Origin of the sequence: Allopontixanthobacter confluentis (assembly GCF_009827615.1) — a bacterium.
Taxonomy (GTDB): domain Bacteria; phylum Pseudomonadota; class Alphaproteobacteria; order Sphingomonadales; family Sphingomonadaceae; genus Allopontixanthobacter; species Allopontixanthobacter confluentis.
In genome coordinates, this window is record NZ_WTYU01000001.1 from 1,707,955 (window position 1) to 1,731,063 (window position 23,109).

The 23,109-nt window shown below is 59.4% G+C and carries 35 protein-coding genes and 1 tRNA gene; 21 read left to right on the forward strand and 15 right to left on the reverse strand.

Annotated features, from left to right (window positions below):
* Nucleotides 1-2: 2 nt before the first annotated feature.
* The 12 genes from GRI44_RS08015 to pspF all read right to left on the reverse strand — a co-directional run bounded on the left by GRI44_RS08015 (nucleotide 3) and on the right by pspF (nucleotide 10,529).
* Complete coding sequence (locus GRI44_RS08015) at nucleotides 3-686, reverse strand: site-2 protease family protein (protein WP_160600990.1); 684 nt, start codon at nucleotides 684-686, stop codon at nucleotides 3-5.
* Between the two features lie 28 nt (nucleotides 687-714).
* On the reverse strand, nucleotides 715-1,251 hold the full coding sequence (locus GRI44_RS08020; RefSeq protein WP_160600992.1) for a GNAT family N-acetyltransferase: 537 nt from the start codon (nucleotides 1,249-1,251) through the stop codon (nucleotides 715-717).
* Between the two features lie 30 nt (nucleotides 1,252-1,281).
* Nucleotides 1,282-1,860 (reverse strand): thymidine kinase, encoded by a 579-nt coding sequence (locus GRI44_RS08025; protein WP_160600994.1) that lies wholly within the window; start codon nucleotides 1,858-1,860, stop codon nucleotides 1,282-1,284.
* 4 nt (nucleotides 1,861-1,864) lie between these two features.
* Complete coding sequence (gene rbfA / locus GRI44_RS08030; RefSeq protein WP_160600996.1) at nucleotides 1,865-2,266, reverse strand: 30S ribosome-binding factor RbfA; 402 nt, start codon at nucleotides 2,264-2,266, stop codon at nucleotides 1,865-1,867.
* A 17-nt stretch (nucleotides 2,267-2,283) separates the two neighbouring features.
* Entirely contained in the window at nucleotides 2,284-2,841 is a 558-nt protein-coding gene (locus GRI44_RS08035; RefSeq protein WP_160600999.1) for a DUF1697 domain-containing protein, read from the reverse strand.
* Nucleotides 2,841-3,257 carry a PaaI family thioesterase gene (locus GRI44_RS08040; protein ID WP_232843013.1) on the reverse strand — a complete coding sequence of 139 codons (417 nt, stop codon included), beginning with the start codon at nucleotides 3,255-3,257 and terminating at the stop codon, nucleotides 2,841-2,843. Before GRI44_RS08040 ends, GRI44_RS08035 begins: the two co-directional genes overlap by 1 nt.
* Nucleotides 3,257-3,646, reverse strand: a complete 390-nt coding sequence (locus GRI44_RS08045; RefSeq protein ID WP_160601001.1) for a PaaI family thioesterase — start codon at nucleotides 3,644-3,646, stop codon at nucleotides 3,257-3,259. Before GRI44_RS08045 ends, GRI44_RS08040 begins: the two co-directional genes overlap by 1 nt.
* 67 nt (nucleotides 3,647-3,713) lie before the next feature.
* Nucleotides 3,714-6,332, reverse strand: a complete 2,619-nt coding sequence (infB, locus tag GRI44_RS08050) for a translation initiation factor IF-2 (RefSeq protein ID WP_160601003.1) — start codon at nucleotides 6,330-6,332, stop codon at nucleotides 3,714-3,716.
* Between the two features lie 23 nt (nucleotides 6,333-6,355).
* Entirely contained in the window at nucleotides 6,356-7,132 is a 777-nt protein-coding gene (locus GRI44_RS08055; protein WP_160601005.1) for a DUF448 domain-containing protein, read from the reverse strand.
* Nucleotides 7,113-8,771 (reverse strand): transcription termination factor NusA, encoded by a 1,659-nt coding sequence (nusA, locus tag GRI44_RS08060; RefSeq protein WP_160601007.1) that lies wholly within the window; start codon nucleotides 8,769-8,771, stop codon nucleotides 7,113-7,115. Before nusA ends, GRI44_RS08055 begins: the two co-directional genes overlap by 20 nt.
* On the reverse strand, nucleotides 8,771-9,331 hold the full coding sequence (rimP, locus tag GRI44_RS08065) for a ribosome maturation protein RimP (RefSeq protein WP_160601009.1): 561 nt from the start codon (nucleotides 9,329-9,331) through the stop codon (nucleotides 8,771-8,773). The genes nusA and rimP overlap by 1 nt, the downstream gene beginning before the upstream one ends.
* Nucleotides 9,332-9,470: 139 nt before the next feature.
* Nucleotides 9,471-10,529, reverse strand: a complete 1,059-nt coding sequence (pspF, locus tag GRI44_RS08070) for a phage shock protein operon transcriptional activator (RefSeq protein ID WP_160601370.1) — start codon at nucleotides 10,527-10,529, stop codon at nucleotides 9,471-9,473.
* 157 nt (nucleotides 10,530-10,686) lie between these two features.
* Here pspF and GRI44_RS13865 point away from each other — a divergent pair, with 157 nt between their 5' ends.
* The 11 genes from GRI44_RS13865 (at nucleotide 10,687) to GRI44_RS08115 (ending at nucleotide 14,841) form a co-directional block, all read left to right on the forward strand.
* Entirely contained in the window at nucleotides 10,687-10,839 is a 153-nt protein-coding gene (locus tag GRI44_RS13865; protein ID WP_202386167.1) for a hypothetical protein, read from the forward strand.
* Nucleotides 10,836-11,723: a phage shock protein PspA gene (gene pspA, locus GRI44_RS08075; RefSeq protein WP_232843014.1), complete on the forward strand. Its 888-nt coding sequence runs from the start codon at nucleotides 10,836-10,838 to the stop codon at nucleotides 11,721-11,723. Before GRI44_RS13865 ends, pspA begins: the two co-directional genes overlap by 4 nt.
* Nucleotides 11,724-11,726: 3 nt before the next feature.
* On the forward strand, nucleotides 11,727-12,023 hold the full coding sequence (gene pspB / locus GRI44_RS08080; protein ID WP_160601011.1) for an envelope stress response membrane protein PspB: 297 nt from the start codon (nucleotides 11,727-11,729) through the stop codon (nucleotides 12,021-12,023).
* Nucleotides 12,020-12,397: an envelope stress response membrane protein PspC gene (pspC, locus tag GRI44_RS08085; RefSeq protein WP_160601013.1), complete on the forward strand. Its 378-nt coding sequence runs from the start codon at nucleotides 12,020-12,022 to the stop codon at nucleotides 12,395-12,397. The genes pspB and pspC overlap by 4 nt, the downstream gene beginning before the upstream one ends.
* A gap of 26 nt (nucleotides 12,398-12,423) precedes the next feature.
* A complete protein-coding gene (locus GRI44_RS08090; RefSeq protein ID WP_160601015.1) occupies nucleotides 12,424-12,750 on the forward strand; it encodes a hypothetical protein in 327 nt (108 codons plus the stop codon).
* Entirely contained in the window at nucleotides 12,750-13,100 is a 351-nt protein-coding gene (locus GRI44_RS08095; protein WP_202386168.1) for a hypothetical protein, read from the forward strand. Before GRI44_RS08090 ends, GRI44_RS08095 begins: the two co-directional genes overlap by 1 nt.
* Nucleotides 13,100-13,420 carry a hypothetical protein gene (locus GRI44_RS08100; protein ID WP_408609194.1) on the forward strand — a complete coding sequence of 107 codons (321 nt, stop codon included), beginning with the start codon at nucleotides 13,100-13,102 and terminating at the stop codon, nucleotides 13,418-13,420. Before GRI44_RS08095 ends, GRI44_RS08100 begins: the two co-directional genes overlap by 1 nt.
* Nucleotides 13,417-13,692 carry a hypothetical protein gene (locus GRI44_RS13870; RefSeq protein ID WP_202386169.1) on the forward strand — a complete coding sequence of 92 codons (276 nt, stop codon included), beginning with the start codon at nucleotides 13,417-13,419 and terminating at the stop codon, nucleotides 13,690-13,692. Before GRI44_RS08100 ends, GRI44_RS13870 begins: the two co-directional genes overlap by 4 nt.
* A gap of 63 nt (nucleotides 13,693-13,755) precedes the next feature.
* Entirely contained in the window at nucleotides 13,756-14,049 is a 294-nt protein-coding gene (locus GRI44_RS08105; protein WP_160601019.1) for a hypothetical protein, read from the forward strand.
* 24 nt (nucleotides 14,050-14,073) lie between these two features.
* Nucleotides 14,074-14,481, forward strand: coding sequence for a SufE family protein (locus GRI44_RS08110; protein ID WP_160601021.1), 408 nt, complete (start codon nucleotides 14,074-14,076; stop codon nucleotides 14,479-14,481).
* A 12-nt stretch (nucleotides 14,482-14,493) separates the two neighbouring features.
* Nucleotides 14,494-14,841 (forward strand): YbaN family protein, encoded by a 348-nt coding sequence (locus GRI44_RS08115; protein WP_160601023.1) that lies wholly within the window; start codon nucleotides 14,494-14,496, stop codon nucleotides 14,839-14,841.
* 35 nt (nucleotides 14,842-14,876) lie between these two features.
* Here the strand turns inward: GRI44_RS08115 and GRI44_RS08120 are convergent, their stop codons facing one another.
* Nucleotides 14,877-15,413 (reverse strand): sterol desaturase family protein, encoded by a 537-nt coding sequence (locus GRI44_RS08120; RefSeq protein ID WP_160601025.1) that lies wholly within the window; start codon nucleotides 15,411-15,413, stop codon nucleotides 14,877-14,879.
* A 61-nt stretch (nucleotides 15,414-15,474) separates the two neighbouring features.
* Nucleotides 15,475-15,882, reverse strand: a complete 408-nt coding sequence (locus GRI44_RS08125) for an acyl-CoA thioesterase (protein WP_160601027.1) — start codon at nucleotides 15,880-15,882, stop codon at nucleotides 15,475-15,477.
* Nucleotides 15,883-15,984: 102 nt separating this feature from the next.
* Between GRI44_RS08125 and leuC the strand changes: the two genes are divergently transcribed.
* The 9 genes from leuC (at nucleotide 15,985) to GRI44_RS08165 (ending at nucleotide 22,075) form a co-directional block, all read left to right on the forward strand.
* Complete coding sequence (gene leuC, locus GRI44_RS08130) at nucleotides 15,985-17,415, forward strand: 3-isopropylmalate dehydratase large subunit (protein WP_160601029.1); 1,431 nt, start codon at nucleotides 15,985-15,987, stop codon at nucleotides 17,413-17,415.
* A 139-nt stretch (nucleotides 17,416-17,554) separates the two neighbouring features.
* Nucleotides 17,555-17,716, forward strand: a complete 162-nt coding sequence (locus GRI44_RS13875) for a hypothetical protein (RefSeq protein ID WP_202386170.1) — start codon at nucleotides 17,555-17,557, stop codon at nucleotides 17,714-17,716.
* Nucleotides 17,716-18,318, forward strand: coding sequence for a 3-isopropylmalate dehydratase small subunit (gene leuD, locus GRI44_RS08135; RefSeq protein ID WP_160601031.1), 603 nt, complete (start codon nucleotides 17,716-17,718; stop codon nucleotides 18,316-18,318). Before GRI44_RS13875 ends, leuD begins: the two co-directional genes overlap by 1 nt.
* Nucleotides 18,315-19,310 (forward strand): NADPH:quinone oxidoreductase family protein, encoded by a 996-nt coding sequence (locus GRI44_RS08140; RefSeq protein WP_160601033.1) that lies wholly within the window; start codon nucleotides 18,315-18,317, stop codon nucleotides 19,308-19,310. The genes leuD and GRI44_RS08140 overlap by 4 nt, the downstream gene beginning before the upstream one ends.
* Before the next feature lie 93 nt (nucleotides 19,311-19,403).
* Nucleotides 19,404-19,727, forward strand: coding sequence for a DUF1476 domain-containing protein (locus GRI44_RS08145; protein WP_160601034.1), 324 nt, complete (start codon nucleotides 19,404-19,406; stop codon nucleotides 19,725-19,727).
* A gap of 4 nt (nucleotides 19,728-19,731) precedes the next feature.
* A complete protein-coding gene (locus tag GRI44_RS08150; RefSeq protein ID WP_160601036.1) occupies nucleotides 19,732-19,965 on the forward strand; it encodes a BolA/IbaG family iron-sulfur metabolism protein in 234 nt (77 codons plus the stop codon).
* A gap of 33 nt (nucleotides 19,966-19,998) precedes the next feature.
* Nucleotides 19,999-20,340, forward strand: coding sequence for a Grx4 family monothiol glutaredoxin (grxD, locus tag GRI44_RS08155; RefSeq protein WP_160601037.1), 342 nt, complete (start codon nucleotides 19,999-20,001; stop codon nucleotides 20,338-20,340).
* Nucleotides 20,341-20,722: 382 nt separating this feature from the next.
* The gene (locus GRI44_RS08160; protein WP_160601039.1) at nucleotides 20,723-21,508 is read left to right on the forward strand and encodes an NUDIX hydrolase; all 786 of its coding nucleotides are present in this window, start codon (nucleotides 20,723-20,725) and stop codon (nucleotides 21,506-21,508) included.
* Nucleotides 21,509-21,511: 3 nt separating this feature from the next.
* On the forward strand, nucleotides 21,512-22,075 hold the full coding sequence (locus tag GRI44_RS08165; protein ID WP_160601042.1) for a hypothetical protein: 564 nt from the start codon (nucleotides 21,512-21,514) through the stop codon (nucleotides 22,073-22,075).
* A gap of 65 nt (nucleotides 22,076-22,140) precedes the next feature.
* Here the strand turns inward: GRI44_RS08165 and GRI44_RS08170 are convergent.
* Nucleotides 22,141-22,217: transfer RNA gene (locus GRI44_RS08170), tRNA-Arg, on the reverse strand.
* A gap of 60 nt (nucleotides 22,218-22,277) precedes the next feature.
* Between GRI44_RS08170 and GRI44_RS08175 the strand changes: the two genes are divergently transcribed.
* Nucleotides 22,278-23,015: a queuosine precursor transporter gene (locus GRI44_RS08175; RefSeq protein ID WP_232843015.1), complete on the forward strand. Its 738-nt coding sequence runs from the start codon at nucleotides 22,278-22,280 to the stop codon at nucleotides 23,013-23,015.
* The last annotated feature ends 94 nt before the right edge of the window (nucleotides 23,016-23,109 follow it).

Below are 23,109 nucleotides of genomic sequence, written 5' to 3' on the forward strand. Positions count from 1 at the left end.
CCTCATTCACCGGCCACCAGACGCGCCAGATCGAGATAGCGGTCCATGGCCCAGCCAACCGGCGGACCGACCAGATTTTCAATCACGCCAAGGTCGGGCGCAAACCAGCTGAGGGCCACGATTGCGAAAAACAGCAGCATTCCTGCCGGCCGCGCCTTTTCATACAATCTGGCAGCTTTGGGCGGCAGCAGACCTTCAACGATATGCGATCCGTCAAATGGCGGAATGGGCAACAGATTGAACAGGGCAAGGAAGATGTTGATGAGGATGAATGTCGTCATCGCGCGCACCGCGACTTCGGCCATCTGGCTCGGTTCGGCTGATGCAAAGGCTGCAAACATCCCCAAGGCGACAGCGCCAATGGCTGCCAGAAAGAAATTCATCGCCGGTCCGGCAGCGCCCACGGCCATCATGCCGAAGCGCGGGTTGTTCAATCGTTCCTTGATGACGGGAACAGGTTTCGCCCAGCCAAACACCGGCCCGCCCAGCAACAGCATTGCGCCCGGGACAACAATGGTCCCTACAGGGTCAACATGCCGAATGGGATTGAAACTGAGCCGGCCCAGCGCCTTTGCCGTCGGATCGCCCAGTGCCAGCGCAGTCCAGCCATGCGCGACTTCGTGAAAGACAATGGCGATCACCAGGCATGGAACCAGAATAAGCGCGAGCAGGATGGTTTCTGTCATGCGTGATAGGTAGGAAGCGCAAGCCCCCTCAACCAGCCCAATCTTCACGCAGCAGACCGAAAACTGCCGTATCGCGGATGTAGCCTGTCCAGGTCACACGGTTGCGCCGCAGCGTGCCTTCGCGAACCGCGCCCAGCTTTTCCACCGCCGCCATGGAACGCGTGTTGCGCGTATCCACCCGAAATTCGATCCGGCGATAGCCGCAGGCAAAGGCATGGCCGATCATCAGCGCTTTCATGGCGCGATTGAAACCGCTGCCGCGCATCCGGGGCACAATGAATGTGCCGCCGATCTCGACCACGCCGAAGGCATCGGGATTGATGAAATTGGTCATCCCCACGCATGTTCCGCTGGCCCCATCGATGACGGCGTAGCGCACCCATGATGTTGTTTCATGGAACTGGCGTATCGCAGCGTCAAAATCATCGCCCAGCATATTAACCGGATATATTTGCCAGATTTCGCTATCTTCAGCGCAGGCTGCGCGCAGCGGCTCAAGATGATGGTCTGCCAAAGGCTCCAGCCGGACGCGTCCGTCGTCCAGCAGTCCGCCCAGGTCAGCCACGGAGGTCAGCCACGGAGGTCAGCCCCCGGATCAGCCACAAAGTGCCTCGCTGAAATGTTTGCGGCACAGGGCAAGATAACGGTCATTCCCGCCAATTTCCGTCTGCGCGCCTGCCTTTACAGCAGCGCCGCTTTGATCGACCCGCAGGTTCATGGATGCCTTGCGTCCGCAGTGACACACGGCTTTCAGTTCCACCAGCGCGTCAGCAATGCCCAGCAACGCTGCGGAGCCGGGAAACAATTCCCCCTGAAAATCGGTCCGCAAACCGTAGCACAAGACCGGAATGCCGCCACCGTCAGCCACGCGGGCCAATTGCCACACCTGCTCCTTGGCCAGAAACTGCGCTTCGTCAATCAGCACACAGGATAATGACTGGACCCCGTGGGCCGCCATGATCCTGTCCCACAGATCGGTTTCGGGCGCAAAGCGGTGCGCGTCCGCGCCAAGGCCGATGCGGCTTTCGATGGCTTTTTCGTCGCTTCGATCATCCAAATCGGCAGTCCACAACATGGTCGCCATGCCGCGTTCGCGGTAATTGAAATCTGCCTGAAGCAAGGTGGTCGATTTGCCGGCATTCATGCTGGCATAATAAAAATACAGCTTGGCCATGGGCCTATTCTTCTTCGTCGCCCAGATCGCGGGCGACCTTGGGATCATTCAGCAATTTTTCAATCCGCTCGGCTTCATCGAAACTTTCATCACCGCGAAAGCTCAATTTCGGAGCGGATTTGAGGCCCAGACGCTTGGCCACTTCGCGCTGGAAATAGGCCGTGTTGGTCCGCAGCGCTTTCAGCACCACGGCTTCGTCAATGCCCAGCAGCGGTTTCACATAGACGGCAGCATTTCTGAGATCAGGGGACATGCGCACTTCGGTTACGCTGACCGATGTGGCGGTCAGCGTATCATCATGCACTTCCTGGCGCGCCAGCAGTTCGGACAGGATGTGCCGCACCCGCTCGCCCACTTTCAACACGCGGACCGATTGCTGTTCGGGGGTGGATAGTGGCTTAGCCATTGCTCTGTCTCGCAGGTCTATTCATGGTCCATTTTCTCGACAACCCGGCGCAGCGATGGAAGGTTTCGCGCGGTTCCGCGGGCATCCAACCGGCGTTCGATGAATGCGCCGGTCAATTTGCTGCTGCTTACGCCGGTGCCAAAATCGATATGCAGTGCCTCGGTGCCCAGGGCCATGCGCTCCCCGCCTGACCGCGCTTTGCCCGGGCCGCCGAAATTGGCGTCCAGATCGGCAAATTGTTCGGCGGTGGGCTGCCGCGACAGCAGCATGACATGGACAAATTTATCATCATTCTCACCGGCAAAGGGGTTTTCGGCAATCAGCGCCTCAACTTCCTCTTTGGTGCGGACAATGACGGCGGAATCCACGTCAAACTCTTCGCGCAGGATGAAGGCCAGCTTTTCCGACAGGCCGGGTGTCGGGCGTTCCGGGTGGCTGAACAGCACATTGTCGCTCGCCACCACTGTCTCCACATCCTCGAAATCCTCATATTTCAAGGCATTGCGAAGGTCTTCCATCAGCAGGCGATTGCCGCCCACATTGATAGCTCCCAAAAAGGCAACGTAGCGCGGCATCAGCTTCGCTGCGCCTCAAGCCCGGGATTGGGCGTGGGAATGCAGGTGGATGTCGCACGGGCCAAAAGCGTTCCGTCCGGTTCTTTCAGTTCCGCTGCCAGAAACACCACGCGTTTGCCTGCCTTGATCACTTTGCCCTCACCAATCAATGCGCCCTTGCGGACGGGGCGCAAAAGAGAAAAGTTCACCTCCAGCATCAGCGGCGAAAACTGGCCGCCGGTATGACAGGTGTAGGCCCAGCCCATGGCTTCATCAAGGAAGCCGGCGACCAGCCCCCCCTGCACGCTGCCGCGCGGGGTGATGAAGCTGTCCGGTGCGGAAAAATTCATCGTGACGGTATCTGTAGCCTTGTCGAACCCGACAAATTCCGCGCCCATCAGCCGCGCATGGGGCCACGCCCCGGTCATCATATCCATCACGCTTCCTTTGCAATGGCGCCCGGGGCTGCCGCAGGAACCGGGGTGGGCATGGCTGTTGACGTGGCCCGCGCCAGCAGGTTGCCCGCCTTGTCGTATAATTCGCCTTCAAGAAAAGCGACCCGCCGCCCGGCACGAATAACCCGGCCTTTAGCGGTAATGGTTTCCAGCGGGACCATCCGGCAGAAAGTCATGTTGAAATCAAGGTTCGGCGGCAGCAATTCGCCATCTGTGGCAGCCAGCAGGGCTGTACCCATGACTTCATCCAGAAATCCGGCAATCAGCCCGCCCTGCACTGCCCCGCGGGGTGATGCAAAGGATGGCGGCGGGGTGAAGCGCACCGTCACCGTGGCGCTTTCAGCGTCATAAGCAACAAACTCCGACCCCATCAGCTCTGCTGACGGGGATCGGCGTCTGGTAAAAACTGCATCCTTGTCGGACAATGGTCAGTCCCGCTTAAAGTACCCGCTCACGCTCCTCGACTTCAAAGACTTCGAGCATATCGCCGGGCTTGATGTCGTTCGTATCTTCCAGGACCACACCACATTCCAGACCGCTGCGGACTTCGTCCACATCGTCCTTGAAGCGGCGCAGGCTGGCAATGGTGGTGGCCGAAATGATGACATCGTCGCGGGTAAGGCGGGCAAAAAGCCCCTTGCGAATGACGCCTTCGGTAACCATGAGACCGGCCGCCTTGTCCTTCTTGCCGGACTTGAAGACTTCCTTGACCTCGGCACGGCCAATCACGTGCTCGATCTTTTCGGGGCCAAGCTCGCCAGCCATTTCCTTCGCGATTTCTTCGGTCAGGTGGTAGATCACGTCGAAATATTTCATCTCGACCCGGTCACGCGCCACCAGTGCCCGCGCCTTGGGATTGGGGCGCACGCCGAAACCGATGATCGGCGCGTTTGATGCCGCCGCCAGCGTAACGTCGCTTTCGGTAATGGCACCGACACCGGAATGCAGCACGCGGACCTTGATCAGATCGTTGGACAGCGCATTCAGCGCCGAAGTGATCGCCTGAACCGAACCCTGCACGTCGGCTTTCACCAGCACGGGGAATTCGACCAGATCGGTTTTCAGGCTGGAGAACATCGCATCAAAATTGGTCGGGGCCAGCGCAGTGCGCTTTTCAGTGGCCTTTTCCCTGCGATACAGGGCAACTTCGCGGGCGCGCTGTTCGTTTTCAACCACTGACAGCTGTTCGCCTGAACCGGGCACACCGCCAAGGCCGAGCACTTCGACCGGCATGGATGGACCCGCCTCCTTGATCTGCTTGCCCTGATCATTGACGATCGCACGGACCTTGCCGCTTTCCGTGCCGACCACGAAATTGTCGCCACGCTTCAGCGTGCCGCGCGTGATCAGCACCGTCGCAACAGGGCCGCGGCCCTTGTCCAGCTGCGCCTCGATAACCGTGGCTTCCGCCGGGCGATCAGGACGGGCCTTCAATTCCAGCAATTCTGCCTGAAGCGCGATTTTTTCCAGCAATTCGTCGAGATTGGTCTTCTTCTTGGCCGAAATCTCGACATCCTGCACATCGCCGGACATCGCTTCCACGACCACTTCATGTTCAAGCAGACGTTCGCGGATTTTCTGCGGGTTCGCACCTTCCTTGTCGATCTTGTTGATCGCCACGATCATCGGCACGCCAGCGGCCTGCGTGTGTTTGATGGCTTCGATGGTTTGCGGCATGATACCGTCATCGGCGGCCACAACCAGCACCACAATATCGGTCACATTGGCGCCGCGCTGCCGCATTTCGGTAAAGGCGGCATGGCCCGGCGTATCGAGGAAGGTGATCAGCTGACCATCCTTGGTCTTCACCTGATACGAACCGATATGCTGCGTAATACCGCCAGCCTCGCCCTTCACCACATCGGTGCCGCGCAAGGCATCGAGCAGGCTGGTCTTGCCGTGATCGACATGGCCCATGATGGTGACCACAGGCGGACGCGGACGCAGTGTTTCTTCAGGATCATCATCAACGGTGACCTTGATATCGACATCGCTGTCCGACACGCGCTGGATGGTGTGGCCGAATTCCTCGACCAGCAGTTCCGCCGTATCCTGATCAATCGACTGGTTGACGGTGACCATCATGTCCATGTTGAACAGGGCTTTGACCAGGTCAGCGCCCTTTTCACCCATGCGCTTGGCCAGTTCCTGCACCGTGATGCCTTCTGGCACGATCACTTCGCGGAACTGCTTTTCGCGCGGCTTGCGCGAACCGCCGCCCTGCGTGCGGCGTTCTTTCTCACGCGCACGTTTCAGCGCAGCCAGACTGCGGGCGCGCGCGCCTTCATCTTCGTTCAGCGCACGGTTGACGGTCAGCTTGCCGCTGCGGCGGCGATCTTCCTCGGTCTTGCCAACGCGCTTTTCTTCTTTCTTCTTCTTTTCAGGCCGCTTGGGTTCGGGCCGGGCAACCGGCGTGAACTTGCGGGCCGCAGGCGCAGGCGTGGCCGCATCTTCTGCGGCAGGCGCACTGGCTGGGGGCGTGCCTTCTGCCGGCGTCCCTTCGGCGGGCGCAGCTTCGGCCGCAGACGCTTCGCTGGTTTCGGCAGCGGCTTGCACTGGCTGCGGCGCTTCTTCGGCAACCTTTGCCGGAGCTTTTTCCGCTTCTTTTTCGCTGGCTTCAGCCTTGCGATTATCCTCGGCGCGCTGCTTTTCTTCTTCCTGCGCCTTTACCTTCTGGTCTTCTTCGCGGCGGCGCGCTTCCTCGCCGGAACGAAGGCGGTCTTCCTCAGCTTCGCGCTGAAGGCGGGCGACCAGTTCCTGCGGTGTCTCGTTGGACACAGGGGCCTTTTTCTTCGGCGCAGGTGCCGGCGTTGGCGCAGGTGCAGGCGCAGGCGCCGCCACTGGTTCTGGCGCGGGTGCGGGCGCTGCTTCTGCCACGGTTTCTTCAGGCGCAGGCGCTTCGCCGGGTTTGACCAGCTTACGGCGCCGCTTCACCTCGACCGCCACCTTGTTGGTGCGTCCGTGGCTGAAGGTCTGCTTGACCTCACCGGCATCGACCGCCCGCTTCAGGCCCAAAGGCTTGCGGGTGCGTGTCGGTTTGTCTTCACTATCGCTCATAAAGCTCGTCTATCCTTCAAAACTCAAATCGTCGTCGCGGTTTGCTGCGCGGGCAGCTCACCGTCTGTCATTCCGGCATCAATTCCGGCACTCATTCCGTCACCAGTCCCAGCAGTGCCGGACCCCAGGAAATGCAGCAGGCGCGTGAGAACAGATGATATCCGTTCGGCCGAACCTGAATCGGCCAGCGCCATATGGACGACATTGTCGCGGCCCAATGCCACAGACAGAGCCGCCCGGTCCAGTGGCAAGCGTATTCCCTGCTCGCCGGAACCTTCCAGATCGCGCCCTACGCGCCAGGCCTGGTCCAGTTTCCTGCTTCCGTCCTGACTGGCATCTGCGGCATGCAGCAGCAGTGCAACACGCCCGGAACGGGCCTGTTCGGCAATCCGGTCAGATCCCAAGATAAGCTTTCCGCTGCGCATTTCGAGTCCCAGCCGGTCAAGTAATAGCCGGCTGAGGCCATTTTCGATGCGATCAGGCAGGTCAACAGGCACTTCCAGCTTCGCACCCTTGAAGGCACGCGCCAATGCGCCGCGCAATTTGCCCTTGGCCAGCGCTGTTTCCAGTTCGCTGCGCGAAACACCCAGCCACGCACCGCGTCCCGGCGCACGCGCCAGAAGATCGGGCAAGACCTGCGCCACGCCATCAGGCCCGTCAGGCGAAATCGCCAGACGGATCAGGCCGCCGCGCGGGGCGGTGTCTCCGGACAATATGCAGCGCCGTTCGGGCCCGGAATCGCGGGCCTTGCGGCGGTCGGCTTTGTCGGGACTTACGCGCTCATTGTTCGGAGTCCGCATTCGCGGCCTCCTGTGCGGGAGTAGCGGCGTCAGCCGGAGCAGCAGGCTCTTCGTCTTCGAACCAATGGGCGCGGGCCGCCATGATGATTTCGTTGCCCTGTTCTTCGGACAGGCCATACACACCAAGGATACCGCCCTTGTCTTCCGTGCGCTGCGGACGACGCAGCGGCGGACCGTCTGCATTGTTGCGGCGGCGCGGCGCTTCACGCTTTTTCGCGATCAGTTCGTCGGTGGCAAGATCAGCCAGATCGTCCAGCGTCTTGATCCCGGCCTTGCCCAGCACGACCAGCATCTGTTCGGTCAGATGCGGCATTTCAGCCAGATCGTCCTCAACCCCCATTTCGCGGCGTTCTGCGCGGGCGGTTTCTTCGTGGCGTTCCAGCGCCTCTGTTGCCCGGCTCTGCAGTTCTTCAGCCAGTTCTTCGTCGAAGCCTTCGATGCTGGCGAGTTCGGCCAGTTCCACGTAAGCGACTTCTTCCAGCTCGGCGAAGCCTTCGGCAACCAGCAGCTGCGACAGGGTTTCGTCGACGTCCAGTTCTTCTTCGAACATCTTGGACCGTTCGGCGAATTCCTTCTGCCGCTTAACGCTGGCTTCTTCCTCGGTCATGATGTCGATCTGGTGACCGGTCAGCTGGCTGGCGAGGCGGACATTCTGCCCACGGCGACCAATTGCCAGCGACAGCTGATCATCAGGCACAACCACTTCGATGCGGCCTTCTTCTTCATCCAGCACCACGCGGCTGACCGTTGCCGGCTGAAGCGCGTTGACGACGAAAGTCGCCGTGTCTTCGCTCCACGGGATAATGTCGATCTTTTCGCCCTGCAGTTCCTGCACGACAGCCTGAACGCGGCTGCCCTTCATGCCGACGCAGGCACCGACCGGATCGATGCTGCTGTCATGGCTGATCACGCCGATCTTGGCGCGGCTGCCGGGGTCACGGGCAGCGGCCTTGATTTCGATGATGCCATCGTAAATCTCGGGCACTTCCTGCGCGAACAGCTTCTTCATGAAGTCAGGATGCGCGCGGCTGAGGAAAATCTGCGGGCCGCGATTGTTGCGTTCCACCTTGGTGATGAGCGCGCGGACACGTTCGCCCACACGCGCTGCTTCCCGGGGGATCTGCTGGTCGCGGCGGATAACGCCTTCTGCGCGGCCCAGGTTGACGATGACATGGCCGAATTCCACCGACTTGATCACGCCGGTGATCACTTCGTTGGCGCGGTCCTTGAATTCTTCATACTGGCGTTCACGCTCGGCATCGCGGACCTTCTGGAAGATCACCTGCTTGGCTGATTGCGCGTCGATCCGGCCAAGGTCGACTGCCGGCAGCGGATCAACGATGAAATCGCCAACCACAGCGCCGGGCTGCAGCTTTTCAGCCTGCTTGAGATCGACCTGCTTGAAATAGTCTTCCACTTCCTCGACCACTTCGACCACGCGCCACAAACGCAGATCGCCCGTCATCGGGTCCAGCTTGGCGCGAATATCGTTTTCCGCGCCGTAGCGGTTACGCGCACTTTTCTGGATCGCTTCTTCCATTGCTTCGATAACGATCGACTTGTCGATCATCTTCTCGGTCGCAACCGCAGTCGCAATCGCTAGCAGCTCTGCCTTATTGGCGGAAATTGCACTGGCCATCAGTCGTCAGCCTTCTCTTCTTCGGAAATTTCATCGGCACCCTTGGTGTCGATCGGTTTGGTTGCGGCAATCAGCGCATCGGTCAGGACGAGCTTTGCCGAATGAATTGCGTCGAACGGGAAAGTCACCCGCTTGGACCCCTTGTTCTTCACGGTTACGACATCGCCGTCGATCCCTTCCAAGGTGCCGCGAATGTTGCGCTGGCCGTCAATCTTGTCAGTCAGCGCGATTTTCACTTCATGCCCGGCCCATTGGGTAAAATCCTTGCGCCGCGTCAGAGGCCGGTCAATTCCGGGGGAACTGACTTCCAGATGGTAATTTCCGGAAACCAGCTCAACGCCGTCTTCTTCCAGCGCGTCGATCCGGGCAGAAACCGCACGCGACAATTCGGCACATTGTTCGATCACCAATTGCCCGGTGGCAGGATCTTCGGCCATGATCTGCAAGGCGCGTTCGCCATCGCCAGCTTCGGAACCGGTCATGATCACGCGCACAAGATCAAAACCGAGCGCTTTTGCTTCCGGTTCGATAATCTCTTTCAGGCGTGCCAGATCGGCCATCAATGCTCCATAATTGCAGGACAATGCCGTAATGGGAGTTCGTGCCGGCCCCGTCCGGCGCCAGCCCCACTTCATCAAGACAATGTCGGGATGGCGGCTAGATAGGTGGGGCGCGCGGTTTTGGCAAGCGCCAAAACACCTATTCGCTATCGGCCAGCCCGTGCTTCTTGATACAGTGGCGTAGCTGGTCATAACTCAATCCCAGCGCTTTGGCTGTCTGGCGCTGGTTCCACCGATGCTTGCCCAGCGCATGCTCGACAATCATCCGCTCATGCGCCTCCACCGCGGCTTTCAGATCATCAATCGTTTCCAGATCGGCGGGTGACTGCGCCATGCCCTGATCTTCTGCACCAGCGGCTTTTTTATCGCGTGCCGAAGCGCCGGCACCAGCCGAAGAATGACCAGAGTGCGGAGCAATCGGCTTCCACGGGCTGTCGAACGGATCGAACACCAGATGGCCAATCGGCTCCTGCCAATTGTCCCAGCGGTAAACGCCGCGTTCCACCACATTGCGCAATTCACGGACATTGCCCGGCCATGGGTAATTTTCCAACTGGCGGGCGACATGTTCGCCAAAGCCGGGCCAGCTTTCCCAGCCGATTTCCGCGGCCATCCGGCGGCCGAAATATTCCGCCAGCACGCCCACATCCCCTTCGCGCACACGCAGCGGCGGCAAGGTGATGACTTCAAAGCTGAGGCGGTCGAGCAGATCGGCCCGGAACGTGCCTTTTTCCGCCATTTTGGGCAGGTCTTCATTGGTGGCAGCAACAATCCGCACATCCACCCGGACAGGGCGCGAAGATCCGATTCGCGTCACTTCGCCATATTCCACCGCCCGCAGCAGCCGTTCCTGCGCACCCATGGATAATGTGCCCAGTTCGTCGAGAAAAAGCGTGCCTTTATCGGCTTCCTCAAACCTTCCGACCCGCGCTTTGGTAGCGCCGGTAAACGCTCCTGCCTCGTGGCCGAACAATTCGGCTTCGATCAGGGTTTCAGGAAGGGCTGCACAATTCATGGTCACCAGCGGTTCGCCCCAACGCAGCGACAAGCGGTGCAGACGTTCGGCAATCAGTTCCTTGCCCGTGCCGCGTTCGCCCACCACCAGGACAGGGCGCCGCATGGGCGCAGCGCGGCTGGCCCGCTCCACCGCATCGAGAAAGGCCCCTGACTGGCCTATAAACTGGTTATCCCGCTCCATCACCCCAACCTATAGGAAATTTTCCCGATTGTTGGCAAGTGTCGCCAATAGCAGTTTAGCAAATTGCGCCGGAACCGGCAATAATCTGCGGTTTTTGCATTTTGGCACGCTCTTTGCTGAATAGTGAACAACACAATGTTCGGGAAGGAACCACACCATGTATAACCGTCGCTTTTTCCAGTCGAAACTGGGCCAGGCCGCTACCGCAAGCATTCTTGCCATGGTCGCGTTCGTGGCATTGAGCACGCAGATGCAGGCCAGCCCTGCCTTTGCTGCAACGATGAATTGCGAAGCAGTGGAGCTCGCATGACCGACCAATCTGACACCAACCCCCTCGGGCCGGAGCGCATGTCGCCCCCCCACAGCGCTTCGACCCCCAGCGCTTCGGCCCGCACCCCTTCTTCACGTTTTGAAAGCGAAGTGGAACGCCTGCGTCGCAGCCCGACACCGACCCAGTCCAAACCCGCTTCTGCAAGCAGTGAATTCAATTTTTCCGGAGTACCCTTGATGGGAATTTTCAGCCGCACCCGAGATATCATCGCCGCCAATTTCAACGATATGCTGGACAAGGCAGACGATCCTGCGAAAATGATCCGTATGATCATCCTCGAAATGGAGGAAACGCTGGTGGAAGTGCGTGCCAGCGCCGCGCGCACCATCGCCGATCAGAAGGAAATGCACCGCCACACGGTGAAGCTGGACAAATTGCAGGCCGACTGGGGCGAAAAAGCGCAGCTGGCCCTGAGCAAGGACCGCGAGGATCTGGCCCGCGCTGCCCTGGTGGAAAAGAAGAAAGCGGCCGACATGGCCGATCAGCTGAGCGCGGAAATTACCGTGCTGGATGATGCCTTGCGCGCTTACGAACAGGACATCGACAAATTGCAGAACCGCCTGCGCGAAGCCCGCAGCCGCCAGACCGCCATTGCCGCGCGTTTGGAAAGCGCGGAAAACCGGGTTAAACTGCGTACGCTGCTGTCAACCGAGCGGGTCGATGAAGCCCTGTCACGGTTCGACCAGCTGGAACGCCGGGTCGATTATGCAGAAGGCCGCGCCGATGCCCTGAGCATTGCCGACGGGTCCAACAAACCATCCCTGTCCGAAGAAATTGCCGCGCTGGCAGGCGCTGACAAGATCGACGAGGAACTTGAAGCCATGAAGCGCGCCATGGGCGGCGCCGAACAGAAGGATAGCTAAGCCATGGAAGAAGTCATTATCATACCCGCCCTCGTGCTTGGCCTGCCGTGGCTGATTTTTCACTACATCACCAAGTGGAAGACCGCCGCCACCATCACCGGCGATGACGAGCAGCTGCTGGATGAATTGTATCATCTGGCCAAGCGCCTGGATGACCGGATGGAAACAGTCGAGCGCCTGGTCGCTTCGGACAACCCGGAATTCAAGCCTTCACGCCTGATGCATGACCGCGAAATCGACAATCAGCCACTGCGCGAACTTGATCGCCTGCTGGCGGAAAAGAAAGGAATGAGCAAATGACCAGCGAACGCACCACCCTTTACAGGGACAAGCAGAACGCGAAGCTGATGGGCGTGTGTTCCGGCATTGCCGATTATACCGGCGTCAATGCCATCTGGGTCCGCCTGGGCGCCATCGCGCTGACATTCATGACCGGCGGATCAACCATTCCGTTCTATTTCATCGCAGGCGTGCTGCTGAACAAGAAACCAGCGCATCTCTATGTCGATAATGACGAACAGAAATACTGGCAGCGTGTGCGCCAGTCACCCGCCCGCACTGCCCGCGAAGTGCGTGCACGGTTCCGCGATGTGGACCGCCGGCTGGCTGACGTGGAAACATATTACGTCACCAGCAATCCGCGGCTTTCGGCTGAAATCGAACGCCTGCGCTAAACACGAATATCGAGGGGAGCATTGAAATGGGCGATTTAATTGGACTGGTGGCAGTATCCGCGCCGTTCCTGATGGTGCTGGGGATTGTCTGGATCAGCAGCCAGAAAAAGCTGGAAGCAAAGCGCATAGCGGTAACTGCCGAACACAGCGCCGAAAAGGCCGCGCAATATGCCTCGCATACCAGGGAACTGGAAGAACGGGTCCGCGTGCTGGAACGCATCGTTACCGACCGCGGATATGACATTGCCACCCAGATCGAAGCCCTGCGCGATACGCGCACGGTGGACAGCCGGGGCCAGGTTGAAAGCAGCAGCGACGTGCCTTTGAACATTGAAAAGCAGGAGCGCGTCTGATGCCTTTTGAATTCACCCCCCAACTGATTGCCATACTTGGCGTTGCCGGAATGCTTGGCTGGGTTGCCACGACCTGGATCAGGGTTCGCCATGGTTACCCGCTCGACGGGGCCTGGGGCCAGGCCATTTACCCGAAGTCCGACGCAGAAGCGCAGGAACGCGTGGTACGCCTGACGCAGGAAAACACCCAGCTGCGCACGGAACTGGGTTCTGTCAAAGACCGGGTCGCCGTGGTCGAACGGATTGTCACCGATAGCGGTTACGGCCTGACGCAGGAAATCGAAAAGCTGCGCGATGACCGGTCCGCAACCGCCCCCTTGCACGCCGTGAACGCCAAGGGAGCGGCGTGATGGACCCCAACCTGCTGCTGATTTTCAGTTTTATTCTGGTCGTCATCATGGTGTCTTTTGGGCTTGGCGGGGCCATCCACAAGCGCGATCTGGCCTTCAAGCAGCGCAAGCTGGAACTGGAGGCAGCAAGAGCCGGTGCAGACAGCCCGGCATCGGCGAAAAAAATCGAACAGCTGGAACAGCGCGTGCGCGTTCTGGAACGGCTGGCCACGGACCGGGGGCAGGATCTTGCCCTCCAGATAGAGAGTTTGCGCGGGCCTGCCAGTGCTGACGCGCTGCCCGCAGAACTGACGAATGCCGAACAAAGGCAGCGGGCATGAGCTGGGCCACTGCCATTGTTCTGATTGTTCTGATTTCAGCAATTGCGGGCGTGATGCGGTCGCGCGGACGATTGGAGAAGGGGCAGGACCAGAGCCGCAACGATTTGGAAACGCCGCACACATCCAGCCGCGAACGCGAATTGCAAGGCGAAGTGAAGGACCTGCGCGAACGGATCAAGGTGCTGGAACGCATCGCTACCGATGCCAACAGCACAAGCAGTCGGGATAGCCGGGCAATCGCCGAGGAAATCGAGCGCCTGCGGGACGATTAGTCGCCCGTAACAAAGATGCCAATAGCCCGGTTTTTGGGCCAGAGTTCATAGGGAGGACCTCGAATGAGTGAACAGATCATCATTGCTGCAGTGGCCCTTGCCGGGATTGCCCTGGTGGCTCTGGTCGCATTGCGCGGCTGGCAGGGCTGGCTGGCGCTCAAGGAACGTGAGCTTGAGCGCGTGCCTGCGGCAGCGGCAAGCGCACGTTACGAAATCGACAGCGGCACGCATATGGGTTCAGCTGTTGCCAACCCCGGTTTGGCCAACCCCGGTTTTGGGAGTGCCCGGATCGAGATTGCCGACCTGAAAGAACGCATCCGCAAGCTGGAAGCCATCGCAAGCGGGGTAGACCTGTAATTGTGCGCTGCTAGATGCACAGGCATGAGAACACTTGACGATATTGCGGAAGAATATGAATTCCTTGAGGGTGATGAACGCTATCGCCTGCTGATCGAACTGGGCCGGGAACTGGACCCCATGCCCAATGCGCTCAAGACCGATGCCACGCTGGTGCGCGGCTGTTCTGCCAGCGTGTGGGTTTACCCGACCGGCGAAAAATCGGAATTGCACTTTCTGGCCGACAGCAATGCTGCCATCACCAAGGGCATCGTCGCACTGGTCATCGCCGCAGTGCAGGACCGGCCAGCCGCCGAAGTGGCAGCCATGGATGTGACGGCCGCCCTCGCCCCGTTTGATCTGAAAAACCAGCTTTCATCCAACCGCACACAAGGCGTGCCCAATATGATCGCGCTGGTGCAGGAACACGCTGCCCGGCTGGCGCAGGGCTGAGACACGCCTGCCATGCGTTTCCTGTTTCTCGTCGCTGGCCTTCTGGCGCTGGGCATGGCCATTATCGGCGCCGTGCTGCCAATCATGCCCACAGTGCCATTTCTGCTGCTGGCCGCAGTATGTTTCGCGCGCAGCAATCCGGCGTGGGAAAAGAAACTGCTTGATCACCCCACCTGGGGCCCGCAGATGCGCGACTGGCGGGAACGCCGCGCCATTGCCCGCCCGGCAAAAGTCGCCGCCATCAGCGCCATGGCAGCAGGCGCTGTCTTTACCGGCGTAACACTGGGTGTGCCGTGGGTCTATCTGTCACTGGCAATCCTGTTCATCGGCGGCGGCTGGATTGCCACGCGCAATGAATAGTCAGGACTGAACACCGGAATGAACTGAGCCGGCGGCTACGCAGCGTCCGCGCTGCTGCCGGTCTGGGCATCGCGAAGCACGGCAATGCCGGCGTCTTTCTGCTTGCGTAAATCAGCCTTCAACGCTGCGGGATCCCGCGCCAGCAGAAAGCCGAAGCTGACGCCGCCTTCCTTGCCAATCGTCGCATGGTGCAGCTTGTGCGCCTGCACCAGCCGCTTGGCATAGCCGCGCTTGGGCACCCAGCGAAAATAGCGTTGATGGACCAGCCCGTCATGCACCAGCGTATAAATGATGCCATAACCAAGAATGCCAAGGCCAATCCATGTCGCAGGCCACCATGCATCAGCGCCCAGCACCATCGGGCTGCCCGCGGCAAACATGGAAATGCTCATCACCGCGCCCACGATGCCGTAAAGGTCGTTTTTTTCGAGCAGATTATCATGCGGTTCGTGATGGTCACGGTGCCAGCCCCAGCCCCAGCCATGCATGATGTATTTATGGCTCGACCAGGCAATCCATTCCATCGCCATGATGGTGGCGGCCACGATCAACAAGGGGACAAGCCAGGTCATGAAAACACATTAAACCCGTTGCAGAAGGAAATACAGGGCCGCGATGCGACCTGGTTCAGGCTCAGTCCTGATCTTCGCGCGGGAAAAAGAAGCGCGAAACTTCTTCACCGATTCGCGCCGGACGCAGCGTTTCGGCATCAATGCAGCACCAGCTTGACTGGATTTCCGCCAGCACATCTTCGCCGCGCTCAATCACGGTATGGTAAAAAGCGCGGGCGCCCTTGATGCTTTCCAAAACGGTGCGGGCAATCACCACATCATCCAGAAACGCCGGTTTTCGGTAGGTAATTTCATGTTTCAGCGCCACCCACGCACGGCTGGCCACCGCTTCGGGCGGGGCAATATTGCGCCAGTGCGACAGCACTGCGTCCTGCACCCAGCTCAGATAGCGGGCGTTGTTCACATGGCCCATGAAGTCGATATCGGTGGGGATGATATCGATGGGGAAGCTATATGGTTTTGCTGACATGGGTGTTAGTTAGGGACCACAAGCTTTACTTTCCATGACTAGGTATTTCCTGCGCCCAACTTGGCTTGCCACTGTTGCCCATAGGTCGCTATTTTCTCCGGCATGGCAAGCAAACCTCGCACATTATATGAAAAGATCTGGGACGCCCATGTCGTGGAAACCCGCGATGATGGCACCAGCCTGATCTTTATCGACCGGCATCTGGTGCATGAAGTGACCAGCCCGCAGGCATTCGAGGCGTTACGGCTGGCTGGCCGCAAGGTGCGCCGCCCTGATCTGACACTGGCCGTGCCGGACCATAATCTGCCCACCACACCCCGGCTTGATGCAGATGGCAAACGCATTCCCATTGCCGACCCGCAAAGCGCCGCCCAGCTGGCCGCGCTGGAAGCCAATGCGCCAGCGTTCGGCATCCGCTATATCGATGCTTCGGCAGCGCAGCAGGGCATTGTCCATGTGGTTGGCCCGGAACAGGGATTTTCGCTTCCCGGTGCAACCATAGTCTGCGGCGATTCCCACACGGCAGCCCATGGCGGCGTGGGGGCATTGGCATTCGGCATCGGCACCAGCGAAGTGGAACATGTGCTGGCCACCCAGACCCTGCTGCTCAAACAATCGCGGACCATGGAAGTTGTCGTCAACGGTCTGCTTGGCCCCGGCATAACGTCCAAGGATCTCATTCTTCACATCATCGGCGTGGTCGGCACGGCGGGCGGCACCGGCCATGTGATCGAATATCGCGGGCAGGTGTTTGAAACCATGAGTGTGGAAGGCAGGCTGACGGTGTGTAACATGTCGATCGAAGCGGGCGCACGGGCTGGCCTGATCGCGCCTGACGATACGACTTTTGCCTATCTGAAAGGCCGCCCGCTCGCGCCCACGGGGGATGACTGGGATGCCGCCGTCAACTGGTGGCGGTCCCTTGCCACTGACCCGGGTGCCCAATTCGACAAAAGCGTGACGATCGACGCCGCCGATGTCGAGCCGACCGTAACCTGGGGGACCAGCCCAGAAGATGTGGTGCCAGTGGGCGGCGTGGTGCCTGATCCGGCCAGCTTTGCCGATCCGTCGAAACAGGCGGCTGCACAAAAAAGCCTCGACTATATGGGCCTCACCGCCGGTCAGGCGATGTGCGATGTGGCAGTTGAAAACATCTTTATCGGCAGTTGCACCAACAGCCGGATCGAAGATTTGCGTGCTGCCGCTGAAATTCTGCGGGGCCGGCACAAAGCTGACACGATCAAATGGGCCATCGTCGTGCCCGGTTCTGGCCTGGTCAAAATGCAGGCCGAAGAAGAAGGGCTGGACCGGATTTTTACCGATGCCGGTTTTGAATGGCGCGAGCCGGGATGTTCGGCCTGCCTTGGCATGAACCCTGACAAAGTGCCGCCGGGGGAACGCTGCGCTTCTACCAGCAATCGCAATTTTGTCGGGCGGCAGGGACCGGGCGCACGCACCCATCTGATGTCCCCTGCCATGGCGGCGGCGGCAGCAATTACAGGCCGCATTGCCGATGTGCGCGACCTTGCATGACCAGCTTTGCCGTCCGGGGCTGCTTTACAGTTGATGCCGCGCTGGCTAGCCCATCGCAATCATGAATTCCGCCGTAAAAAACAACTTTCCCGCCGCCCCGCATCTTGATGCGAAGCAAGGCTGGCCACATAGGTAGGCAATGACGAAAAAAATCCCTTCATCGCTCGGCGGCAAAGCTGCCATGGCCGGTGCCGCCATCGGTTCAGCCGCTATTGCCGCAGCACTGCTTTATGCGTCCAAGCGCAAGGACAAAGCCGCCGAAACGCCTCAAAGGCCCAAAACGCCGCCGGAAACAGACTGATGCATCCGGTCTCCGCAATTGAAGGCCGTGCCATCCCGTTCGGGCGCAAGAATGTCGACACTGATGTCATCATTCCGGCTGAATGGCTGAAAACCATCAGCCGCGAGGGGCTGGGCGCTGGGGCATTCCAGACCGTGCGGGCCGAACCGGGCAATGTCTTCGACGATCCTGAATTTGCCGGCGCGCCGATCTTGATCGCAGGCGATAATTTCGGCTGCGGGTCCAGCCGCGAACACGCCGCATGGGCCTTGCTGGACCTGGGTATCATGGCCGTAATCGCGCCCAGCTTTTCTGATATTTTCGCCAGCAACGCGTTCAAGAACGGTATTCTGACCGTCACGCTGCCGCAGGACAGCATCGACCGCCTGATAGAAGTGGCCCTGACTGATCCTGTCGCCATTGATCTTGGCAGCCAGATGGTAACGACCCCGTTCCAGGATCGCTTCCACTTCGAAATTGACCCATTCCGCAAAAAATGTCTGGCCGAAGGGCTGGACGAAGTGGGCCTTACGCTGGCACGCGACAATGCGATCAGCGCTTATGAAACACGCACAGCCGCGCATATGCCATGGCTGTCAAAAGGTACGGAGATTGCCGCATGAGAGCATTACTTTCGAAAGCCACTGGCGGCCCTGAAACACTGGTTCTGGAAAACATCGCCGACCCTGTACCGGGCCCGGGCGAAGTGCTGGTGAAGGTTGCGGCCTGCGCCATCAACTACCCCGATGCGCTGATTATCCGCGATATGTATCAGGTAAAGCCGGAACGCCCCTTTGCGCCCGGGAGCGAGATTTCCGGCACGATTGAAGCATTGGGCGAAGGCGTGGAAGGCTGGCAAGTAGGCGACCGCATCCTGTCCGGCACCGGCTTTGGCGGATTGCAGGAAAAAGTCGTCCTTCCTGCGGCAAAGATTTTCAAGGTTCCCGAAGGCGTTTCGTTGGTGGATGCGTCTGCCCTGCTGATGACCTATGGCACCAATATTCACGGGCTGAAGGACCGCGGGCAGATCAAGGCGGGCGAAACCATGCTGGTCCTTGGCGCAGCTGGCGGGGTCGGCCTGTCAGCGGTGGAACTGGGCAAGGCCTATGGCGCGCGCGTTGTTGCCGCCGTGTCGAGCGAGGAAAAGGCCGAAGCTGTCCGCAAGGCAGGCGCCGATGAAGTGGTGATTTACCCCCGCGCTCCGTTCGACAAGGACACATCCAAAAAGCTGGCCAACGATTTCAAGGCCGCTGTTGGCCCGCACGGCGCCGATATCGTCTATGATATTGTCGGCGGCGATTATTCCGAACCGGCCCTGCGCGCCATCGCCTGGGAGGGCCGCTTTCTGGTGGTGGGCTTCCCTGCGGGCATCGCCAAGATGCCGCTCAACCTCACCTTGCTGAAAAGCTGCGATATCCGCGGTGTGTTCTGGGGCGCCTACACCATGCGGGAGCCGGAAAAGAACGCGGCCAATATCTCGGAGCTGTTCCAGATGTGGAAAGACGGCAAGATTTCCCCGCTGGTCAGCGAAACCTACCCGCTGGAACGTGCAGGCGAAGCGATTGCCAAGCTGGAACAGCGCGGCGCCATCGGAAAACTGGTTGTAACCATGTAATTTTCGCCGCCGGGACCGTTACGCTTGCGAGCGCACCCGGCAGACACTATTTCGGACCGGACAAGATTTAACGGCCCGAACCGAGAGGCAATTATGACAGATTTCAAGGACCGCGAACGCGGCGAAGAAGCGAAATACGCATTTGACGAGGAAACATCGTTCAAAATCGCAGCCCGGCGCAACCGTCTGCTCGGCCATTGGGCAGCAGAGAAAATGGGCCTGACCAGCGAAGAAACCGAAGCCTACGCCAAGGCCGTCGTTCAGGCTGACTTTGAAGAAGCGGGCGACGAAGATGTAATCCGCAAATTGCTGGGCGACCTTACCAGCAGCGGCGTGGACATTGACGAAGCAGGCGTGCGTACGGCGCTGGAAGAAAAATCAGTCGAAGCGCGCCGGCAACTTATGGGCGAAGTCTGACATCATGCCCATGTCCGGACCTGAAATCGAAGGCATGATAAAGGCTGCATTGCCTGATGCCACTGTCGAAATGACCGATCTGGCCGGTGATGGTGACCATTGGGCGGCGCGCGTCGTGTCCCCCAGTTTCGCCGGAATGAGCCGCATTCAGCAGCACAAGACTGTCTATGCGGCGCTTGATGGGAAGATGGGCGGCGTGCTTCACGCCTTGCAACTCACGACTGAAGTTCCCAACTGATAGACAACCGATCAATTTCGCGGGATTTCGCACATGTCCGATACCACTTCACCAGCCAACGAGCGTATTTCGCAAATCGTGAACAAGGATGATGTCGTCCTGTTCATGAAAGGCACGCCCCTGTTTCCGCAATGCGGGTTTTCCAGCCGGGCCATCGCCATTCTGGACCATTGCGGCGTTGCCTATGGCAGCGTTGACGTGTTGCAGGACATGGAAGTGCGCCAGGGCATCAAGGTATTTTCAGACTGGCCAACCATCCCCCAGCTTTATGTGAAGGGCGAATTTGTCGGCGGCAGTGATATCATGATGGAAATGTTCGAAGCTGGCGAATTGCAGCAATTGCTGGCTGAAAAACAGGTCGCTCCGGCAAGCTGAAAAAACGCCGCGGCATGAGTGCCGCCAAGCACACATCCGGCCCAGAAACCCGGTAATGAAGCCGCGTTAGCCGCCAATGGCTGACGCGGCTTTCGCTTGTCAGGCGCCCTGCGGCGGCAAAATCAGGGACGAAATGGCTGGAGGTTTATCGCGAAGCTTCGGGGAGGCGGGACCGGGAGACCAGGAGTGGCCCCGCCTCGATCGAAGATCATTCGGGATATTCTGAACGATGCACGGCGCGTGCCAGTTCGTGCAAATGGCTGAATTGCAGCCAAACTCATGCTTAACGAAAAATTGCTGATCGCCGCTGTGTAAAGTTTGCCGACATCGCGGATGATATTGCACTTGGCATCGCACCCAGTGTTCTGCACACAGTTGTTTGATGAGCGAAACCCCAGCCCCGCCGGCACAGGCCGAAATCCCCGCAGCCACCGTAGTTGTATTTCGCAACTCCGCAGCAGCAGGCCCGCCCGAATTGCTGATGGTCACGCGTTCGCGGACCATGTCTTTTGCTGGCGGAGCCGCAGTGTTCCCCGGTGGACGGGTGGATGAGGCAGATTTTGAACTGGCCGCTGCCATCGGTTCGCCGCTCGACAATGATGAAGCCGCACACCGGATTGCCGCTGTGCGCGAGACTCTGGAAGAAACCGGCCTCGCCATCGGGCTGACCGGCGTGATTGATGCAGACCGGGCGGTCAAAGCCAGGGCCATGCTGCTGGAAACACAGGCCCTTGCGCCGGTCCTTACAGCAATGGACTGGCGGCTGGATCTCGATTCAATCCTGCCCTTTGCCCGCTGGTTTCCAAAGAACGAGCGGCTTTCGCGCATTTTCGACACCCGCTTCTACCTTGCTGATCTTGGCACAGGGGCAGTCGATATCGCCGTGGATGCGACGGAAAATACCAAACTTTACTGGATCACCGCGCAAGGTGCATTGGACGCAGCCGCCCGGAACGATCTGAGCATCATCTACCCCACCCGCCGAAATCTTGAACGGCTGGCTCAGTTTCCTGATTTTGCTGCCGCCAGTGCCGATTGCGCGCGCTTTCCGGTGCAGACGATCACGCCCCATATGGCGGAACGCGATGGCCAGCGGTGGCTGTGCATTCCGGAAGATGCTGGCTATCCGGTGACAGGTGAACCGCTCGAAAACGTGCTGCGAGGCTGAGGCGTGCCCCGCCTGACGGATCGTTTGGGCCCCTTCACTTTCAACGAGAAACTGGCACTGGGAATGCTGGCGCTGTTCATTCCGATAAGCTTTGGCAGCAGCATGGTGCTACGCCCTGGCAATGTGCTGAAAGGCAGTGATTTTGCACTTTTTCTCGCCTGGAAAATCGGGTGGTCTATCGCCGTTTTTATTGCGGCAGGAGTGGCCATAGCGACGGTATTTTTGAAACCTGATGCCCATTCTTCACGGTGGAGAATGCATATCGGCCGCATACTACCTCTGGCAGCGCTGGGTGTGGCCATTCCATCGGCCTATGTTCTGGAAAGCGCCTATTCCGCCCATCAGATGCGGTCTTTCGCACGATCTCATGCCAGTGAATTATCCGGCCCTGCGCCTAGGGCGGTCATATATCGCGCCGGAATTCCGGACGGCGGCGTGGTAATCGTGCGTTCACCGGGCGAAAATCCCGAAAGCTACGCAGCGACGAGAATGATTGACCTTACTGGTGAGGACATAAAATCGTGCACCGCGCTGGGTGATGGTGATTGGTCCTGCCATTTCGATTAGGGCTGGCGCACCTACCAAGTCGGTACCTGCACATGGGTCTTCACCAACCATGTGCAGCCAACGATTGGTGCGCCCGGCAGGACTCGAACCTGCTACCTCAAGATTAGAAGTCTCGCGCTCTATCCAGATGAGCTACGGGCGCATGCAACGGTGCCCATAGCGTGCTTTTCCAATCGGGCAAATGAGGATAGTCAGCTATCCCATGAACGCGCCCAAAACTCGCCCGCAATTCCGCTATTTTGATTTTGTTCTGGCGGCTTTTGTCACCATCCTGCTGCTGTCCAATGTGATTGGCGCGGGCAAGGTCGCGGAACTTGATCTGCCGGGCATCGGCATCTGGCCGTTTGGCGCAGGCGTGCTGTTCTTTCCCATCAGCTATGTCATCGGTGACGTGCTGACAGAAGTGTATGGCTATGCCTATGCACGCCGGTGCATCTGGGCAGGGTTTGCTGCGCTGGTGTTCATGGCGTTCATGGCGTGGATGGTGGTGGCGCTGCCCCCTGCGGCAGACTGGGGCAACCAGGCAGCATATGAGGCGGTGTTCGGGCAGGTGCCGCGCATCGTGCTGGCATCGATCATTGCGTTCTGGGCAGGGGAATTTGTCAATTCCTACGTGCTGGCCAAAATGAAGATCTGGACCCGCGGCAAAGCGTTGTGGAGCCGGACAATAGGCTCCACCATCTTTGGCCAAGGGGTGGACAGCATGCTGTTTTATCCCATCGCCTTTCTAGGCGTGGCAGGCTGGACAGATGCGCTGGTGGTGCAGGTTGTCTTTACGCAATGGGCCATCAAGGTCGCCTGGGAAGCGGCGCTGACGCCAGTTACCTACGCAGTGGTCGGGTGGCTGAAACGGCGCGAAGGGGTCGATATTTTCGATACTGAGACAGACTTTTCCCCCTTTGCCAAAACCGGTGTGCCCTCCGCCAGGACCGGCGATTGATCCGCGGCAGTCCATGCATGATGGACGCTGGCTGATCCCGTCATGCAAAAAGGGCCGGACTTTCGCCCGGCCCTTCGCCCTGCCCGCTGAAAGC

Bases quoted from the DNA above. Each gene is read 5' to 3' on its own strand.
- GRI44_RS08015 (WP_160600990.1), bottom strand. From the start codon at position 686: ATGACAGAAACCATCCTGCTCGCGCTTATTCTGGTTCCATGCCTGGTG.
- GRI44_RS08025 (WP_160600994.1), bottom strand. From the start codon at position 1,860: ATGGCCAAGCTGTATTTTTATTATGCCAGCATGAATGCCGGCAAATCG.
- rbfA (WP_160600996.1), bottom strand. From the start codon at position 2,266: ATGGCTAAGCCACTATCCACCCCCGAACAGCAATCGGTCCGCGTGTTG.
- GRI44_RS08035 (WP_160600999.1), bottom strand. From the start codon at position 2,841: ATGCCGCGCTACGTTGCCTTTTTGGGAGCTATCAATGTGGGCGGCAAT.
- GRI44_RS08040 (WP_232843013.1), bottom strand. From the start codon at position 3,257: ATGGATATGATGACCGGGGCGTGGCCCCATGCGCGGCTGATGGGCGCG.
- GRI44_RS08045 (WP_160601001.1), bottom strand. From the start codon at position 3,646: ATGGGGTCGGAGTTTGTTGCTTATGACGCTGAAAGCGCCACGGTGACG.
- infB (WP_160601003.1), bottom strand. From the start codon at position 6,332: ATGAGCGATAGTGAAGACAAACCGACACGCACCCGCAAGCCTTTGGGC.
- GRI44_RS08055 (WP_160601005.1), bottom strand. From the start codon at position 7,132: ATGCGGACTCCGAACAATGAGCGCGTAAGTCCCGACAAAGCCGACCGC.
- nusA (WP_160601007.1), bottom strand. From the start codon at position 8,771: ATGGCCAGTGCAATTTCCGCCAATAAGGCAGAGCTGCTAGCGATTGCG.
- rimP (WP_160601009.1), bottom strand. From the start codon at position 9,331: ATGGCCGATCTGGCACGCCTGAAAGAGATTATCGAACCGGAAGCAAAA.
- pspF (WP_160601370.1), bottom strand. From the start codon at position 10,529: ATGGAGCGGGATAACCAGTTTATAGGCCAGTCAGGGGCCTTTCTCGAT.
- GRI44_RS13865 (WP_202386167.1), top strand. From the start codon at position 10,687: ATGTATAACCGTCGCTTTTTCCAGTCGAAACTGGGCCAGGCCGCTACC.
- pspA (WP_232843014.1), top strand. From the start codon at position 10,836: ATGACCGACCAATCTGACACCAACCCCCTCGGGCCGGAGCGCATGTCG.
- pspB (WP_160601011.1), top strand. From the start codon at position 11,727: ATGGAAGAAGTCATTATCATACCCGCCCTCGTGCTTGGCCTGCCGTGG.
- pspC (WP_160601013.1), top strand. From the start codon at position 12,020: ATGACCAGCGAACGCACCACCCTTTACAGGGACAAGCAGAACGCGAAG.
- GRI44_RS08090 (WP_160601015.1), top strand. From the start codon at position 12,424: ATGGGCGATTTAATTGGACTGGTGGCAGTATCCGCGCCGTTCCTGATG.
- GRI44_RS08095 (WP_202386168.1), top strand. From the start codon at position 12,750: ATGCCTTTTGAATTCACCCCCCAACTGATTGCCATACTTGGCGTTGCC.
- GRI44_RS08100 (WP_408609194.1), top strand. From the start codon at position 13,100: ATGGACCCCAACCTGCTGCTGATTTTCAGTTTTATTCTGGTCGTCATC.
- GRI44_RS13870 (WP_202386169.1), top strand. From the start codon at position 13,417: ATGAGCTGGGCCACTGCCATTGTTCTGATTGTTCTGATTTCAGCAATT.
- GRI44_RS08105 (WP_160601019.1), top strand. From the start codon at position 13,756: ATGAGTGAACAGATCATCATTGCTGCAGTGGCCCTTGCCGGGATTGCC.
- GRI44_RS08110 (WP_160601021.1), top strand. From the start codon at position 14,074: ATGAGAACACTTGACGATATTGCGGAAGAATATGAATTCCTTGAGGGT.
- GRI44_RS08115 (WP_160601023.1), top strand. From the start codon at position 14,494: ATGCGTTTCCTGTTTCTCGTCGCTGGCCTTCTGGCGCTGGGCATGGCC.
- GRI44_RS08120 (WP_160601025.1), bottom strand. From the start codon at position 15,413: ATGACCTGGCTTGTCCCCTTGTTGATCGTGGCCGCCACCATCATGGCG.
- GRI44_RS08125 (WP_160601027.1), bottom strand. From the start codon at position 15,882: ATGTCAGCAAAACCATATAGCTTCCCCATCGATATCATCCCCACCGAT.
- leuC (WP_160601029.1), top strand. From the start codon at position 15,985: ATGGCAAGCAAACCTCGCACATTATATGAAAAGATCTGGGACGCCCAT.
- GRI44_RS13875 (WP_202386170.1), top strand. From the start codon at position 17,555: ATGACGAAAAAAATCCCTTCATCGCTCGGCGGCAAAGCTGCCATGGCC.
- leuD (WP_160601031.1), top strand. From the start codon at position 17,716: ATGCATCCGGTCTCCGCAATTGAAGGCCGTGCCATCCCGTTCGGGCGC.
- GRI44_RS08140 (WP_160601033.1), top strand. From the start codon at position 18,315: ATGAGAGCATTACTTTCGAAAGCCACTGGCGGCCCTGAAACACTGGTT.
- GRI44_RS08145 (WP_160601034.1), top strand. From the start codon at position 19,404: ATGACAGATTTCAAGGACCGCGAACGCGGCGAAGAAGCGAAATACGCA.
- GRI44_RS08150 (WP_160601036.1), top strand. From the start codon at position 19,732: ATGCCCATGTCCGGACCTGAAATCGAAGGCATGATAAAGGCTGCATTG.
- grxD (WP_160601037.1), top strand. From the start codon at position 19,999: ATGTCCGATACCACTTCACCAGCCAACGAGCGTATTTCGCAAATCGTG.
- GRI44_RS08160 (WP_160601039.1), top strand. From the start codon at position 20,723: ATGAGCGAAACCCCAGCCCCGCCGGCACAGGCCGAAATCCCCGCAGCC.
- GRI44_RS08175 (WP_232843015.1), top strand. From the start codon at position 22,278: ATGAACGCGCCCAAAACTCGCCCGCAATTCCGCTATTTTGATTTTGTT.